The sequence below is a fragment of the Oceanibium sediminis genome (genome assembly GCF_003265325.1).
GTDB lineage: Bacteria > Pseudomonadota > Alphaproteobacteria > Rhodobacterales > Rhodobacteraceae > Halovulum > Halovulum sediminis.
Window position 1 is genome coordinate 329830 of the sequence record NZ_QGNX01000001.1, and the last position, 13221, is coordinate 343050.

Consider the following 13221-nt stretch of genomic DNA (forward strand, 5'->3'; position numbering starts at 1 on the left):
TCAGATGACCTTGTTCCAGGCCCGGATCGTGACCGCGTCAAACAGCCCCGCGTTGGCGTAAGGGTCCCCGGCGGCGAAGGCCTCGGCCGCGGCGCGGTCCGCCACGTCGATCACCAGAAGAGAGCCGTTCATCTGCCCCTCGTCGTCCAGGAACGGCCCGGCCTGCAACACCACGCCGGTTTCATTGAGGTAGGCCAGATGTGCGCCACGGTTCGCCTTGCGGACCTCCAACGCTCCGGGTTTGTCGATACATATCAGCGCGAATAACATGGGGGTCCTTTCCTGCTGCTCGGGGGAAGAGGTGGGACAAAGAGCGCGCGAAGTCCAGCGAAACCGCCCCTCTCAGCCCTTCGCGCCCTTCTTGCCGGAGCCGAGCAGGGGCGCTGCGTCCGCGTCCAGCGGCCAGCGCGGGCGGGCGGAAACCGCGGCGTCGGGCTCTGCCCCGTCGGCCAGCTGCTCGATCCCCGCCCAGGCGATCATCGCGGCATTGTCCGTGCACAGCGACAGCGGCGGCGCGACCAGCCGCGCGCCCGCGTCATCCGCGACGCCTTCCAGCGCCGCGCGCAGCGCCGTGTTGGCCGCCACCCCGCCCGCGACGGCCAGCGTGGCCGCCGGAACGCCGGTCCGCTCGCGAAACACAACCAGGGCGCGGCGGGTCTTTTCCGCCAACACGTCACAGGCCGCCGCCTGGAAACCGGCGCACAGGTCCGCACGATCCGCCCGCGTCAGCCCACTCTTTTCGGCGACGATTTCATCCCGCGCCCGGCGCAGGGCCGTCTTCAGCCCGGAAAAGGACATGTCGCACCCGGGCCGGTCCAGCAGCGGGCGCGGAAAGGCGAAGCGCTTCGCATCGCCCTTGGCCGCCTCCGCCTCGACCAGCGGGCCGCCGGGATAGCCCAGCGCCAGCAGCTTGGCCGTCTTGTCGAACGCCTCGCCCGGGGCGTCGTCGATCGTGCCGCCCAGCCGGGTGAAGGAGCGCGGGCCGTTGACCGCCAGGAACTGGCAGTGCCCGCCGGACACCAGCAGCATCAGGTAGGGATAGGGCACGCCGTCGCTCAGCCGTGGCGTCAGCGCGTGGCCCGCCAGGTGGTTGACCCCCAGCACCGGCAGCCCGCGCGCCACGGCGATGCCCTTGGCGCACATCACGCCCGACATCACCCCCCCGATCAGCCCCGGCCCGGCGGTCACGGCGATCAGCGCGATATCGTCCAGCGTCACGTCTGCGGCCTTCAGCGCCTCGGCCACGCACAGGTCCAGCCGCTCGGCATGGGCGCGGGCGGCGATTTCCGGCACGACACCGCCGAAACGGGCGTGCAGCACGGTCTGGTCGAAGATGATGGAGGACAGGATACGACGATCGGGCGAGACGACCGCGGCGGCCGTTTCGTCACAGCTGCTCTCGATCCCAAGGCACAGGCCGTCGGTCGTCATCGAAGGGGGTCCGTCATGATTGCGCTTTCAACAGGTGGCGGGTAACACCGCTGGCATGTCCGCGCAACACCAAGCCCCCCTGCCCCTTCTGATCCCCCGGCCCCTGCCGCAGGCCGAGGCTTTCGCAGACACGCTTTTGGCCCGGATGCCGGGGCGCTGGGCCCCGGTCATCGCGCCCCTGATGCGGATCGCCCCCCTCGGGGCGGCCATCGACGCCGTGCCGGGAACGCCGCTGCTGTTCTCCTCGCGCAACGCGGTTGCGGCGGCGACCCCGCTGCTGGACCCAAGCGCGCACCGCGCGCTCTGCGTCGGCAGTGCGACGACGGCGGCGGCCAACGACGCCGGTTTCGACGCCCGCGAAGGCGGCCCGGACGCGGCGACCCTGATTGAGAACCTGCAAAGGGACAGCCGGGACAGCGCGGCGTCCTGGCTGCACCTGCGCGGGGTTCACACCACCGGCAACCTTGCCGCCAGCCTGCGCGCCATCGGCGTCAGCGCCCGCGACGCGGTGATCTACGACCAGCGCCCCGTCCCCCTGCCCGAACCGGTGACGCAGGACCTGCGCAGCGGGCGGATCGCGGCGGTCACGCTGTTTTCGCGCCGCAGCGCGCTGCTGCTGTTGCAGGCGGTGCCGGACCTGTCTGCCGAGGTAGCGCTGATGTGCCTTTCCCCCGCCGTGGCCGAGGCGATTCCCGCCGACCGGTCGAACCCGGTCCACGTCGCCCCCTACCCGGATGCCGACGGGATGCGCACACTTCTCGGGCGTTGAATCGTCGCGTTTCTATGGCTTTGCCTTGTTCCATCACGGGTGCCGCCCTAGAATAAAGTGAGCACCGGACATACCGGCCCCTGCGAGCTGGACAGTCTGAAAACAAACATTTTTCTTAAGCGGCGGTTTCATGGCGAAGTCACGGGATAACAAAGACAAATCCACCAAGGACGAAGACGACAAAGCCGCGCAACCCTCTGTGGCAACATCGGAAAACAAGGAGGATACCGCATCCGGAGGTGTCGATGATTCTCTCTCCGATGAACTGTCAGGCGATGTTGACACCGCTGACGCGCAAGACCTGCCCGAAAAAGAGTCAGATCCGCAGGCGCCCGGGACAGATCAGACAGGGGACACCGCCGAAGCCCCCGAAGGCGAGGCCACCGACGACGCGCCATCGGCGGACGACGAAACCACGCTTCTGACCGATGAGGACGCAGATGCGGACACGGGCAGCAAGGATGACGACGCGGTCGCGCCATCGACCCTTGCCAGCGCATCGCTGCTGAGTGACGGCAGCGAGGAAACCACCCCCACACCGATTCCCGCCGCGCCCGCGCCGCAGAACAACGGCGAACACGACAACCATGATCACGACGACGAGGAAGAGCACGGACGCTCCTTCGCCGCGCGGGCCCTGACCTGGCTGGTCCTGCTGATCGCCGGTGGCGCGCTTGCGCTCTGGGGCGGGCCGAAGGTGGCGCCGAACCTGCCCTCTGGCCTCGGGCCGGTGAAGGCCTGGCTGATGCCCGGCGCGCTTGAGACGGAGACCCGCCTCACCACGCTGGAACAGGACCTGACCGCGCAGATCGAGGGCATCGCGCCCGGGATCGACGAAGCGCAACTCTCCGCCGCCATCGGCGATGCCCTGGCCGAGGCCGAGGCCCGGTTCGAGGCAGGGCTTACCGCGCTCTCGGACAAGGTCGAAGCCGCCGACAGCGCCAGCATCGAGGGCCGCCTCGCGCAGCTGGAAACCCGGCTCGAAGGGCTGGCGACCGAAATCGAAGGGCTGAGCGGGCTGGCCGCTCCCGGCACGACCGAGGGTGAGGAGCTGTCCGCCTTTGCCGCCACCGTCGAAGGGCTGCGCGCCGAGATCGCCACCCTGGCCGACAAGCAGGGCGGCCTGTCCCAGCGCATCGACGATGTGGAAGTCGCGGTCGAGCGCAAGCTGGACGAGGCCGAAGAGGAAATCGCCGCCATCACCGAGGAAGCGGAGCAGACCAAGTCCTCCGCGCTGGCGGCAGCCGCGTTGACCGCGATCGAGGCCGCCATCTCGGCGGGCGAACCGTTCGAGGCGTCGCTGGCGCAGTTCGCGCAGAACTCCGAGCAGGACGTGCCCGAGGCGCTGAGCGTGGTCGCCGCGTCCGGGGTCAGCACGCTTGGCGCGCTGCGGTCCAGCTTCGGCGACGCCGCGCACCGCGCGATCAAGGCGGACGTGCAGGAACGCGATGCCACAAGCGTCGGCTGGCGGCTGGCGGCATTCCTCGAATCCCAGGTGGCGACACGCTCGCTGACGCCGCAGGAAGGGGACAGCGCCGACGCCGTTCTAAGCCGGGCCGAGGATGCGCTGCGCCGTGACAACCTGGCCGCCGCGCTGGACGAACTGGCCGGGCTGTCCGACGCGGCCTCGGCCGCCATGGGGGGCTGGCTGAACCGGGCGCGCGCCCGCGCCGACGCGGTCTCCTCGCTGAACACGCTGCGCGGCACGCTCGCGACAGGCAACTGATCTGGAAAGGTAATCTGAATGCTTTGGTCCCTTATCAAGATCCTGTTGTTCATCGGCGTCGCCGCCGCGCTGACCTATGGCGCGGGCATGATCATGGAAACCCCCGGCGAAGTCAGCCTGGCCTTTGCCGGGCAGGAAATCACCCTGTCGCCCCTTGGCTTCCTGGTGGCGCTTCTGGTGCTTATGCTGGCGACCTGGATCGTGCTGCGACTGGTGGGCTTCATCATGGCCATCCTGCGCTTCCTCACCGGGGACCAGACCGCCATTTCCCGCTATTTCGACCGGAACCGCGAACGCCGCGGATTCGAGGCGGTGACCCAGAGCATGATCGCCCTCGCCGCGGGCGAGGGGCGCAAGGCGCAGGCCAAGGCCCAGACCGCCGAGAAGCTGCTCAACCGCCCCGAACTGACGCGCCTGTTGAACGCCCAGACCGCAGAGCTGAACGGCAACACCGACCGCGCGCTGGCCTATTACAAGGAAATGCTGACCGACGACAAAACCCGCTTCGTCGGCGTGCAGGGCCTGCTGCGCCAGAAGCTGAAGGAAGGCGATACCGTGACGGCGCTGAAACTGGCCGAGAAGGCCTTCGCCATCCAGCCCCAGCATAACCCGACGCTCGACACGCTGTTCGACCTGCAGGCGCGCAGCGCCGACTGGTCCGGCGCGCGGCGCACGCTGACCGCCAAGGTGCGCGCCTCCTCCATGCCCAAGGATGTCGGCAAGCGCCGCGAGGCGGTGCTGTCGCTGGCCGATGCGCGCGCCGCACTTGCCGATCAGAACGAGGCGAAGGCCCGCGAAGCCGCCTATGCCGCGAACCGCCTGTCACCCACCTTCGTCCCCGCCGCCGCCCTTGCCGCGCGCCTGCACGCCGAGGCAGGCGAAGCGCGCCACGCCGCGCGCATCGTCAAGAAGGCCTGGACGACGCAGCCCCACCCGGACCTTGCCGCGTCCTTCGCCGCCATCGCGCCCGACGAAACCCCGGAAGCCCGCCTGAAGCGCTTCCAGCCTCTGCTGGCGTTGCAGCCCGACAACCCGGAAACACGCATGGTCGCGACGGAACTGTCGCTGACGGCCGAGGATTTCCCCGGCGCCCGCCGCGCCCTCGGCGACTTGGCGGAAACAGCGCCGACCACACGCTCCCTTGCGCTTATGGCCGCGATCGAGCGCGGCGAAGGCGCCCCCGACAGCGTGGTGCGCGGCTGGCTCGCCAAGGCGCTGGACGCGCCGCGCGGTGAAGCCTGGGTCTGTGAGAAGTGCAACACCGCCCACGGGACCTGGACGCCGATCTGCGAGACCTGCGAATCCTTCGACACCCTGTCCTGGACCCTGCCCCCCGCGACCGAGGAAGCCGGCAGCGCCGCGGCGATGCTGCCCCTGATCGTCGGCGCCCTGCAACGCCCCGACCCCGAGCCGGAACCCGAACAGGACACCCCCGCCGCCGAGGCCGAAACACCCCGCAAACGCCACCCCCCCACGCAAAGCGTGGACGACGCCGAGGTCAGCGACGACGGGGACACCGATGACCGCGTCACGCCGCTTCACCCCGACAGCGCGGGCACGGACACGGCAGAAGATACCCGCGACGAGGAACCAAAGCCGGTCCGCACGTCCGAGGCGCTCTGAGCCGCGGCGAAACACCCCTGCGATGCAGCCACGGGGCCAAGTCGGCCATGCTGGCGCCACAGTTCATCCACCAGCAAAAGACCCCGGCGGCGCGCGGCTTCTGTCCGCGATTGCAGAAGAGATCGAGCCGATGATGCTGAAGGACCTTGCGCAGGTGGCCGGCTTCGCCCCGGCGCAGGCGCATGCCTACCTGGTCAGTTATCGCAGGATCGGCCTGATCGAGCAGGACGAGGACACCGGCCGCTACCGGCTGGGCCGCTTCGCCCTCGGCCTTGGTATCACCAGCATGCGCACGACGGACGCGATGAGCCTTGCCAACGAAGCCATCGTGGACCTGGCCGAACGAACCGCCCTGCATGTCGCCCTGGTCGTCTGGGGCTCTTTCGGGCCGACGGTGGTTTTCGTCAGGGAAAGCGGCAGCCAGTTGAACATGAACACGCGCCCCGGCACGGTCTATTCCATGACAGGCACGGCAAGCGGACGCGTCTTTTCCGCCTTCCTGCCGGAGGGCACGGTAAAGGCGGCCATCGCCCAGGAGCGCCGCGAAACCGCGGACAGCGGGCGCGTCGGCACCTATCGCTTCATGACCCGCAAGGAAATGGATCACATCCGCGAGGTTGGCTATGCCACGGTGGACGCCCCGCCGATCCCCGGGATCTCGGCCTATGCCGCGCCTGTTTTCGACCACGCCGGACAGATGGTCATGGCGATCACGATCATCGGGCAGGACGTCTACCTGGAAGAAAAGGCCGAGGAAGAGTTCATCCCCGCGCTGCTGGAAACGGCCCAGACCCTGTCGTCCGAGCTGGGCTACATGCCCACGCACTGACCCGTTGGGGCGAGGGGGCAGCCTAGAGAGTGATATCAGGGCGACGGCAAGACGAAGACGCAGGATGGCGCCCGGCATTGGCGCCATCCCCAAATCCAGGGCACAGGCGCAGCCCGGAGTCCCGAAAATCGACGGCGCAAACACAACCCGAGGGCCATGCAGAAGATATTGATGACGGTGGGAAATTCGCGCGTACGGTGAAGAAGAATGGTGCCGCTGAGAGGACTCGAACCTCCGACCCCATCATTACGAATGACGTGCTCTACCAGCTGAGCTACAGCGGCATTCTTCTTTCGTCGCGGCCTTACAATGGCCTACCAATTACTTTTCGCCGCGTGTAAGTAACTGGTTTTGAAGGCCATTCACGGGCGGGCCCGCTACCTGCGAAACAGTTACTTTACCAGCTGAAGCTACCGCGGCTCAGGCGCACGACTTAAACGCTAACAGCAAGCTGTGCAAGGCGGAATCAGCACCGGATTTCCTGTTCGCCATCATGGCTCACCTTCGCCTCGCGTGCAGCCTTTACCCATGATTGACGCTTCCACCCGGCATCGCTGGTAAAGCCGCACCCGCGCGCTCTTTTCAGCTCAGTTCGCGCTTCAGCACCTTGCCCTGGGCGCTGGTGGGCAGGCTGGTGCGGATCTCCACCTGGCGGGGGACCTTGTAGTTGGCCATGTTTTCCCGCGCCCAGGCGATGATGTCGGCCTCGCCGACGGTGCTGCCGGGGCGTAGCATGACGAAGGCCTTGCCGACTTCGCCCAGGCGCTCGTCGGGGATGCCGATCACCGCGGCCACGTCGATGGCGGGGTGGCGGCAAAGCAGGCGCTCGATCTCGGCCGGGTAGCTGTTGAAACCGCCGCAGATGAACATGTCCTTGATGCGGTCTTCGATATGCAGGTTGCCGTCCGCGTCGATGTGGCCCCAGTCGCCGGTGTGCAGCCAGCCGTCCGCGTCGATGGTGGCAGCCGTCGCCTCGGGGTCGTCGAGGTAGCCCTTCATCACTATGTGGCCGCGGATCACCACCTCGCCCGCCTCGCCCTGGGGCAGCAGCGTGCCGTCCTTCGACATGGTGCAGACCTCGACGCCGGGCATCGCCTTGCCGGCAGTGTTGGCGATCACGTCCACCGGGTCGTCGTGGCGGCACATGGTCCCGTAGCCGCCGCATTCGGTCAGACCATAGCCGTTGCAGACGCCCGCAAAGCCAAGGTCGCTGCGCATCCGCTCAACCAGGACCGAGGGGATGACCGCGCCCCCGGTGATCCCGAGGCGCAGGTTCGAGCGGTCGAACTCCGCCATGCGGGGGTGGTTCAGCATGCCCTGGAAGATGGTCGGCGGGCCGGGGATCACGCTGATGCGGTCGCGCGCGACGCGGATCAGCACCTCCTCCGGGTCATAGGTGCCCTGGGGCAGGATTGTCGCGCCCACGATCAGCGAGGCGATGGCCCCCCCGCGATAGCCGAAGGCGTGGAAGAAGGGCGGGATGACCAGCACCCGGTCGCCACGCTGCATGCCGACGCGCTGCGCCCAGTCGGTGACGACGCGCAGGAACTGCCCGTGGCAGTACAGCACCCCCTTCGAGCGCCCCGTGGTGCCCGAGGTAAACAGGATGTCCGACACCGTTTCTGGCGTGACCGCCGCGATGCGCGCGTCCAGCGTGGCATCGTCCACGGTTTCGGCGCGCGACAGCATGTCCTCCAGCGCCGTATCCGCGCCCCGCGGAGCGCCGAGCACCACGACCTCGCGCAGTGCCGCGCGCGTTTCGCCGGTCAGCATGTCGGGGTAGTAGTGGCCAAGAAAGTCACCCGCGCTCAGGATCATGCGCACGCCGCCGCGCAGGACCAGGTCCTCGATCTCGCCGCCCTTGAAGCGGGTGCTGGCGGGGATCATCACCGCCCCGGCGCTGGCGATACCCAGCGCCGCCACGATCCAGTCCGCCGAGTTCGGGGCCCAGATCAGCACCCGGTCCCCGGGTTCGACGCCACTGGCGATCAGCGCGCGGGCCATGCGGCGCACCGCCTGGTGCAGCTCGACGAAGCTCAGCGTCCGGCCGCTCTGCGTGTCCTCGATCGCGGGCGCGTCGCCATAGGCCATTGCGGCCTCGGCGCAGAGTACGGGAAGGGTGGAGCGGGTCAGGGTGTCTGGGTCGAGCATCACTATTCCGATTGCTGGGGTTGCCCGATGGTTGCCGCCAGCGCACCGGGGCTGCATCGTCCGAAAAGACGACGCCCCGCGCGGTCAGCCGCCTAAGCTGCGCGAAACCCTACCAGAGCCGAGCGAAAGGAACCCGCCCCATGCAGACGCCCCTTCCCAGCGCCGATATCCGGCTGGACGGCCGGGTGGCCATCGTGACCGGCGGCACACGCGGCATCGGCGCGGAGATCGCCCGCGCCCTGCTCGCCGCTGGCTGCGAGGTCGCGATCTGCGGGCGCAGCGCCCCGGAATCCCTGCCCCGCGCAGAAGGAAGGGAGGCGCGCTTTTACGCCTGCGACGTGCGCGACGCGGCCCAGGTCGCCGCCTTCGCCGACGCGGTGGGGGCTGATTTCGGGCGTACCGACATCCTGGTGAACAACGCCGGCGGCTCGCCCGCCGTGGACGCGGCGACCGTTTCGCCCCGCTTTCATGAAAAGATCATCGCGCTGAACCTGACCGGGCCAATCCACATGTCCCAGGCGGTGGCGGGCTGGATGCGCAAGGGCGATGCGCCGGGGGCCATCGTGAACATCGCCTCCGTCTCGGCCACGCGGCCCTCGCCGGGGACGTCCGTCTATGGCGCGGCGAAACTGGGGCTTCTAGGGCTGACGCGCAGCCTTGCCGCCGAATGGGGGCCGGAGATCCGGGTGAACGCCATCGTCGTCGGCTTGATCGAGACGGGCGGCGATCAACTGCCCTATGGCTCAATTGAAGCACGGGATGCGATTGCAGGTTCCCTGCCCGCCCGCCGCATGGGCGCGCCCGAGGATATTGCACAGGCGGTGCTGTTCCTGTCGGGGCCGATGGCGGCCTATGTCTCCGGCGCGACGCTTGAGGTGCACGGCGGCGGTGAGAAGCCCCTGTTCCTCGACCAGGTGGAGCGGCTGGGCGGCTGACGCCGCCCGGGCCCACGTTTCAGGACGTCCCGTAAACCGGCTTCGCAGCCGGGCGTTCGGCCATCAGCTCCGCCACGGCAGAACCGATCTTCTCGGCAGGCCAGCGGCCATCGTTCTGCCGCGACGGCCCGTCGTTCCAGCCCAGCGACAGCCACAGCTTGCTGCCCAGAAGCTCGAACACCTGACCCGTGACTTCCGCTTCCTGCGAGCACAGCCAGGCCAACAGCGGCGCGGTGTTTTCCGGGGCGAAGACGTCCAGTCCATCTTCCTTGCGCGACATCGCCTCTCCAAAAGCGCCCTCGGTCATGCGGGTGCGGGCCTGGGGCGCGATGGCATTCGCGGTGATCCCGTAGCGGCCCAGTTCCGCCGCCTGCACCAGCGTCAGCCCGGCAATCCCGGCCTTGGCGGCGGAATAGGCGCTTTGCCCGATGGAGCCCTGCAACCCGGCGCCAGAGGTGGTGTTGATGATCCGCGCATCGACCTGGCGCCCGGCCTTCGCCTCCGCCCGCCAGTAATCGACAGCGTGACGCGAGGTGCAGAAATGGCCGCGCAGGTGCACGCGCATCACCGCGTCCCACTCATCCACCGTGGCCGAAACGAACATCCGGTCGCGCACGATCCCGGCGTTGTTCACCACCGCGTGCAGCCCGCCGAAGGTGTCGAGCGCGGTCTGAACGATCCGCCCGCCCCCGTCCCAGTCGGCGACGTCGTCGAAATTCGCCACGGCGCGGCCGCCCATCGCCTCGATCTCGGCGACGACCTGCTCGCCGGGGCGCTCACCCGTGTCTTCGCCGTGGTTGCCGACGCCAAGGTCATTGACGACCACCGCCGCGCCCTGCCGGGCCAGTTCCAGCGCGTAGGCGCGCCCAAGGCCCCGGCCCGCGCCGGTGACGATCACAACGCGATCTTCGCAAATTCCCATGTCAGTCTTCCTTTCGATTGGTCGCGGCGCGGCGCAGGCTGACCGGCTGCGCGTCGCCATCATTGCGCCGCCGCCCCGGTTCGGGCGCGTCCAGCGGTGTGCATTCCACGAGCGACGCGCGGCAGCGTTCCGCCAGCCGCGCGTATTCGCCATCCGGCCCGTTGGCCCAGAAGATCTCGTCCTCGGAAAGCTCGCGCAAGACGCGCGCCGGGTTGCCCGCCAGCAGCCGCCGGGGCGGGATCTGCTGCCCGCCGCGCACAAGGCTCATCGCGGCGACAAGGCATTCCGCGCCGATCTCCGCCCCGTCCAGAACGACGGTGTTCATCCCGATCAGCGTGTTCGGTCCCACCCGGCAGCCATGCAGGATCGCGCCGTGGCCGATGGTGGCCCCCGCTTCCGCGATGCTGTCGTACCCGGCAGAGCCGTGCATCGTGCAATTGTCCTGCACGCTGACCCGCGCGCCCACGGTGATGCGCCCGAAATCCCCGCGCAGGCTGGCGCCGGGGCCGATCCAGGCCCCCGGCCCGACGGTGGTATCCCCGATCACCACCGCCAGCGGGTGCACGTAGGCGGTGGGATCGACGACCGGGATGCGCCCTTCGAAACTATAGCAGGGCACGGGGCTTACAGCCGCTCGATGATGGTGACGTTGGCCTGGCCACCACCTTCGCACATGGTCTGAAGGCCATAACGCCCGCCGGTCCGCTCCAGCTCGTTCAGCAGCGTCGTCATCAGCCGCGCGCCGGTCGCACCCAAGGGGTGGCCGAGCGCGATGGCCCCGCCGTTCACGTTCACACGCTCATGCGGAATGCCCAGTTCCTTCATCCACGCCATGGGGATGGAGGCGAACGCCTCGTTGCATTCGAACAGGTCGATATCCTCGATCCGCATACCGGACTTTTCCAGCGCGTAGCGGGTGGCGCGGATCGGCGCGGTCAGCATCCAGACCGGGTCATCGGCGCGCACGCTCAGGTGATGGATGCGCGCACGGGGCTTCAGCCCGTGGTCCTTCACCGCCCTTTCCGAGGCAACCAGCATCGCCGCCGCCGCATCCGCGTTCTGGCTGGAGATCCCGGCGTGGATCGTGCCCCCTTCGATCAGCGGGTTCAGGCCGGCCATACGCTCCAGCGTGGTGTCTGCGCGGGGCGGTTCGTCCACCTCGACCCCTTCGAGGGGCACGATTTCATTGGCGAAACGCCCCTCGGCGGTGGCGGTCAGCGCGCGCTGGTGGCTGGCCAGGGCGAAGGCTTCCATGTCTTCGCGGCTCAGCTCCCACTTGTCGGCGATGCGCTGCGCGGACAGGAACTGCCCCACCTCCTGGTCGCCGTAGCGCGCCTGCCATCCCGGCGAGGTGGTGAAGGGATCGGGGAAGCCGTACTGCTGCCCGACGATCATCGCGGCAGAGATCGGCACCATGTTCAGGTTCGCCACGCCGCCCGCGACCACCAGGTCCTGCGTGCCGCTCATCACGCCCTGCGCGGCGAAATGCACAGCCTGCTGGGCCGAGCCGCACTGCCGGTCGACGGTGACGCCGGGCACGTGGTCGGGCAGGCCCGCGACAAGCCAGCAGGTGCGCGCGATGTCGCCCGCCTGGCTGCCGATGGTGTCGACGCAGCCGTAGACCACGTCATCCACCGCCGCCGGGTCGATCCCGGTGCGGTCCATCAGCGCCTTGATCGGATGCGCGCCGAGGTCGGCGGAATGCACATTGGCCAGCCCGCCCTTCTTGCGCCCGACGGGGGTGCGGACGGCGTCGATGATATAAGCTTCAGCCATGGTGGTGCCTTTCCTGCGGGAAGGTCTGGTCAGGGCCGAGCGGCCCGTCGAAAACCCGTGCTGCAATGATCTTTCGGTGATGTTCCGCCGTACCCCAGAGGGAGGACAGCGCCAGCGTGCGTTTCAGGTGGAAGTGCACGTCCACTTCCCAGGAATAGCCCATCGCGCCATGCACCTGCATCGCGGTGCGCGCGGCCAGGTCCGCCGCCTCGGCAGCCGCCAGACGGGCGTGGGAAATCCGCGCGCGGCTTTGCGGCCCGGCATCGGGCTCCAGCACGGCGGCGGCGTGGACAACGGGGCGGGCGAACTCGATCTTCACCTGCGCAGTGGCGAGGTGATGCTTGATCGCCTGGTTGACGCCGATGGGGCGGCCGAACTGCTTGCGCTCCTGCGCGTAAGCCACGCCGAGGTCGACGCAGGCTTGCGCGCTGCCCAGCATCTGCGCGGCGGCGAACAGCGCCCCGCGCCCGGCGGCACGGGCCAGAAGGGCTGGCGCTGTGTCCGGCCCGGCGATGCGCTCACCCGCGCCCGGCTCGGCACTCACGCTGAACAGGTTGCGCAGCGGGTCGATCCCCGGCTCCGCCGTCAGGGTCAGGTCGGCGCGCTGGACCAGACGCAGCCCGTCGTCATCGCACAGGATCGCGGCCTTGGCCTTGTCGGCGAAGGCGACGAAGGGGGTCAGCGGGTGCGCCAGGACGATCAGCGCGCCGTCCTCAAGCACCCGCGCCAGCGCGTCCGACGCGCCGCATTCCGCCAGCAGTGGCGCGACGACACCGGCCAAGTCCACCAGCGGTTCGGGCAAACAGACCGCGCCGCAGGCTTGCGCCACCTGCACAAGGTCCGCCCCGCCAAGGCCAAGGCCGCCGGCCTCCTCGGGCACCAGGATGCCCTGAAGACCCAGCTCGCTCAGCGCCTGCCAGCGCGCGTCGTCAAAGACGGCATCCTCGGCCATCTGGCGGCGCAGGGTCGCTGTATCGCATTTCGCCGCGAGCAGTTCGCGCGCGACGTCGGCCATCATGGCCTGTTCCTCGGTAAAGGTGAAATCCATCCTTCGCCCCC

Annotated in this window: 12 protein-coding genes and 1 tRNA gene; 5 read left to right on the forward strand and 8 right to left on the reverse strand. The window is 68.8% G+C overall.

The window, feature by feature from the left end; genetic code table 11:
• Together DJ029_RS01645 and tsaD are read right to left on the reverse strand one after the other, a co-directional pair.
• A complete protein-coding gene (locus tag DJ029_RS01645; protein ID WP_112320581.1) occupies positions 1-270 on the reverse strand; it encodes a YciI family protein in 270 nt (89 codons plus the stop codon).
• Between the two features lie 72 nt (positions 271-342).
• Positions 343-1431 (reverse strand): tRNA (adenosine(37)-N6)-threonylcarbamoyltransferase complex transferase subunit TsaD, encoded by a 1089-nt coding sequence (tsaD, locus tag DJ029_RS01650; protein WP_112320582.1) that lies wholly within the window; start codon positions 1429-1431, stop codon positions 343-345.
• Between the two features lie 19 nt (positions 1432-1450).
• Here tsaD and DJ029_RS01655 point away from each other — a divergent pair, with 19 nt between their 5' ends.
• From DJ029_RS01655 to DJ029_RS01670, 4 genes are all read left to right on the forward strand, one after another.
• Complete coding sequence (locus tag DJ029_RS01655) at positions 1451-2200, forward strand: uroporphyrinogen-III synthase (protein ID WP_198671024.1); 750 nt, start codon at positions 1451-1453, stop codon at positions 2198-2200.
• A gap of 130 nt (positions 2201-2330) precedes the next feature.
• Positions 2331-3926, forward strand: a complete 1596-nt coding sequence (locus DJ029_RS01660) for a COG4223 family protein (RefSeq protein WP_112320584.1) — start codon at positions 2331-2333, stop codon at positions 3924-3926.
• Positions 3927-3944: 18 nt separating this feature from the next.
• Entirely contained in the window at positions 3945-5549 is a 1605-nt protein-coding gene (locus DJ029_RS01665) for a heme biosynthesis protein HemY (protein WP_112320585.1), read from the forward strand.
• 22 nt (positions 5550-5571) lie between these two features.
• Positions 5572-6378, forward strand: a complete 807-nt coding sequence (locus DJ029_RS01670) for an IclR family transcriptional regulator (RefSeq protein ID WP_112320586.1) — start codon at positions 5572-5574, stop codon at positions 6376-6378.
• Between the two features lie 208 nt (positions 6379-6586).
• Here the strand turns inward: DJ029_RS01670 and DJ029_RS01675 are convergent.
• Positions 6587-6662, reverse strand: a tRNA-Thr gene (locus tag DJ029_RS01675).
• Between the two features lie 298 nt (positions 6663-6960).
• Positions 6961-8529 (reverse strand): FadD3 family acyl-CoA ligase, encoded by a 1569-nt coding sequence (locus DJ029_RS01680; RefSeq protein ID WP_112320587.1) that lies wholly within the window; start codon positions 8527-8529, stop codon positions 6961-6963.
• 140 nt (positions 8530-8669) lie between these two features.
• Between DJ029_RS01680 and DJ029_RS01685 the strand changes: the two genes are divergently transcribed.
• Positions 8670-9464, forward strand: coding sequence for an SDR family oxidoreductase (locus DJ029_RS01685; RefSeq protein WP_112320588.1), 795 nt, complete (start codon positions 8670-8672; stop codon positions 9462-9464).
• Between the two features lie 19 nt (positions 9465-9483).
• Here DJ029_RS01685 and DJ029_RS01690 read toward each other — a convergent pair whose 3' ends face one another.
• From DJ029_RS01690 to DJ029_RS01705, 4 genes are read right to left on the reverse strand one after another with little or no spacing between them, the layout of a single operon-like run.
• Positions 9484-10386, reverse strand: a complete 903-nt coding sequence (locus DJ029_RS01690) for an SDR family oxidoreductase (RefSeq protein ID WP_112320589.1) — start codon at positions 10384-10386, stop codon at positions 9484-9486.
• A 1-nt stretch (position 10387) separates the two neighbouring features.
• Complete coding sequence (locus DJ029_RS01695; RefSeq protein WP_112320590.1) at positions 10388-11005, reverse strand: gamma carbonic anhydrase family protein; 618 nt, start codon at positions 11003-11005, stop codon at positions 10388-10390.
• A 5-nt stretch (positions 11006-11010) separates the two neighbouring features.
• Positions 11011-12162 carry an acetyl-CoA C-acetyltransferase gene (locus DJ029_RS01700; RefSeq protein ID WP_112320591.1) on the reverse strand — a complete coding sequence of 384 codons (1152 nt, stop codon included), beginning with the start codon at positions 12160-12162 and terminating at the stop codon, positions 11011-11013.
• Positions 12155-13210 (reverse strand): acyl-CoA dehydrogenase family protein, encoded by a 1056-nt coding sequence (locus DJ029_RS01705; RefSeq protein ID WP_112320592.1) that lies wholly within the window; start codon positions 13208-13210, stop codon positions 12155-12157. The genes DJ029_RS01700 and DJ029_RS01705 overlap by 8 nt, the downstream gene beginning before the upstream one ends.
• Positions 13211-13221: the final 11 nt, after the last annotated feature.

Excerpts from the sequence above, each read along its gene's own strand:
- DJ029_RS01670 (WP_112320586.1), top strand. The coding sequence starts at position 5,572 with ATGCAGCCACGGGGCCAAGTCGGCCATGCTGGCGCCACAGTTCATCCA.
- DJ029_RS01680 (WP_112320587.1), bottom strand. The coding sequence starts at position 8,529 with ATGCTCGACCCAGACACCCTGACCCGCTCCACCCTTCCCGTACTCTGC.
- DJ029_RS01685 (WP_112320588.1), top strand. The coding sequence starts at position 8,670 with ATGCAGACGCCCCTTCCCAGCGCCGATATCCGGCTGGACGGCCGGGTG.
- DJ029_RS01645 (WP_112320581.1), bottom strand. The coding sequence starts at position 270 with ATGTTATTCGCGCTGATATGTATCGACAAACCCGGAGCGTTGGAGGTC.
- DJ029_RS01690 (WP_112320589.1), bottom strand. The coding sequence starts at position 10,386 with ATGGGAATTTGCGAAGATCGCGTTGTGATCGTCACCGGCGCGGGCCGG.
- DJ029_RS01705 (WP_112320592.1), bottom strand. The coding sequence starts at position 13,210 with ATGGATTTCACCTTTACCGAGGAACAGGCCATGATGGCCGACGTCGCG.
- DJ029_RS01665 (WP_112320585.1), top strand. The coding sequence starts at position 3,945 with ATGCTTTGGTCCCTTATCAAGATCCTGTTGTTCATCGGCGTCGCCGCC.
- tsaD (WP_112320582.1), bottom strand. The coding sequence starts at position 1,431 with ATGACGACCGACGGCCTGTGCCTTGGGATCGAGAGCAGCTGTGACGAA.
- DJ029_RS01700 (WP_112320591.1), bottom strand. The coding sequence starts at position 12,162 with ATGGCTGAAGCTTATATCATCGACGCCGTCCGCACCCCCGTCGGGCGC.
- DJ029_RS01660 (WP_112320584.1), top strand. The coding sequence starts at position 2,331 with ATGGCGAAGTCACGGGATAACAAAGACAAATCCACCAAGGACGAAGAC.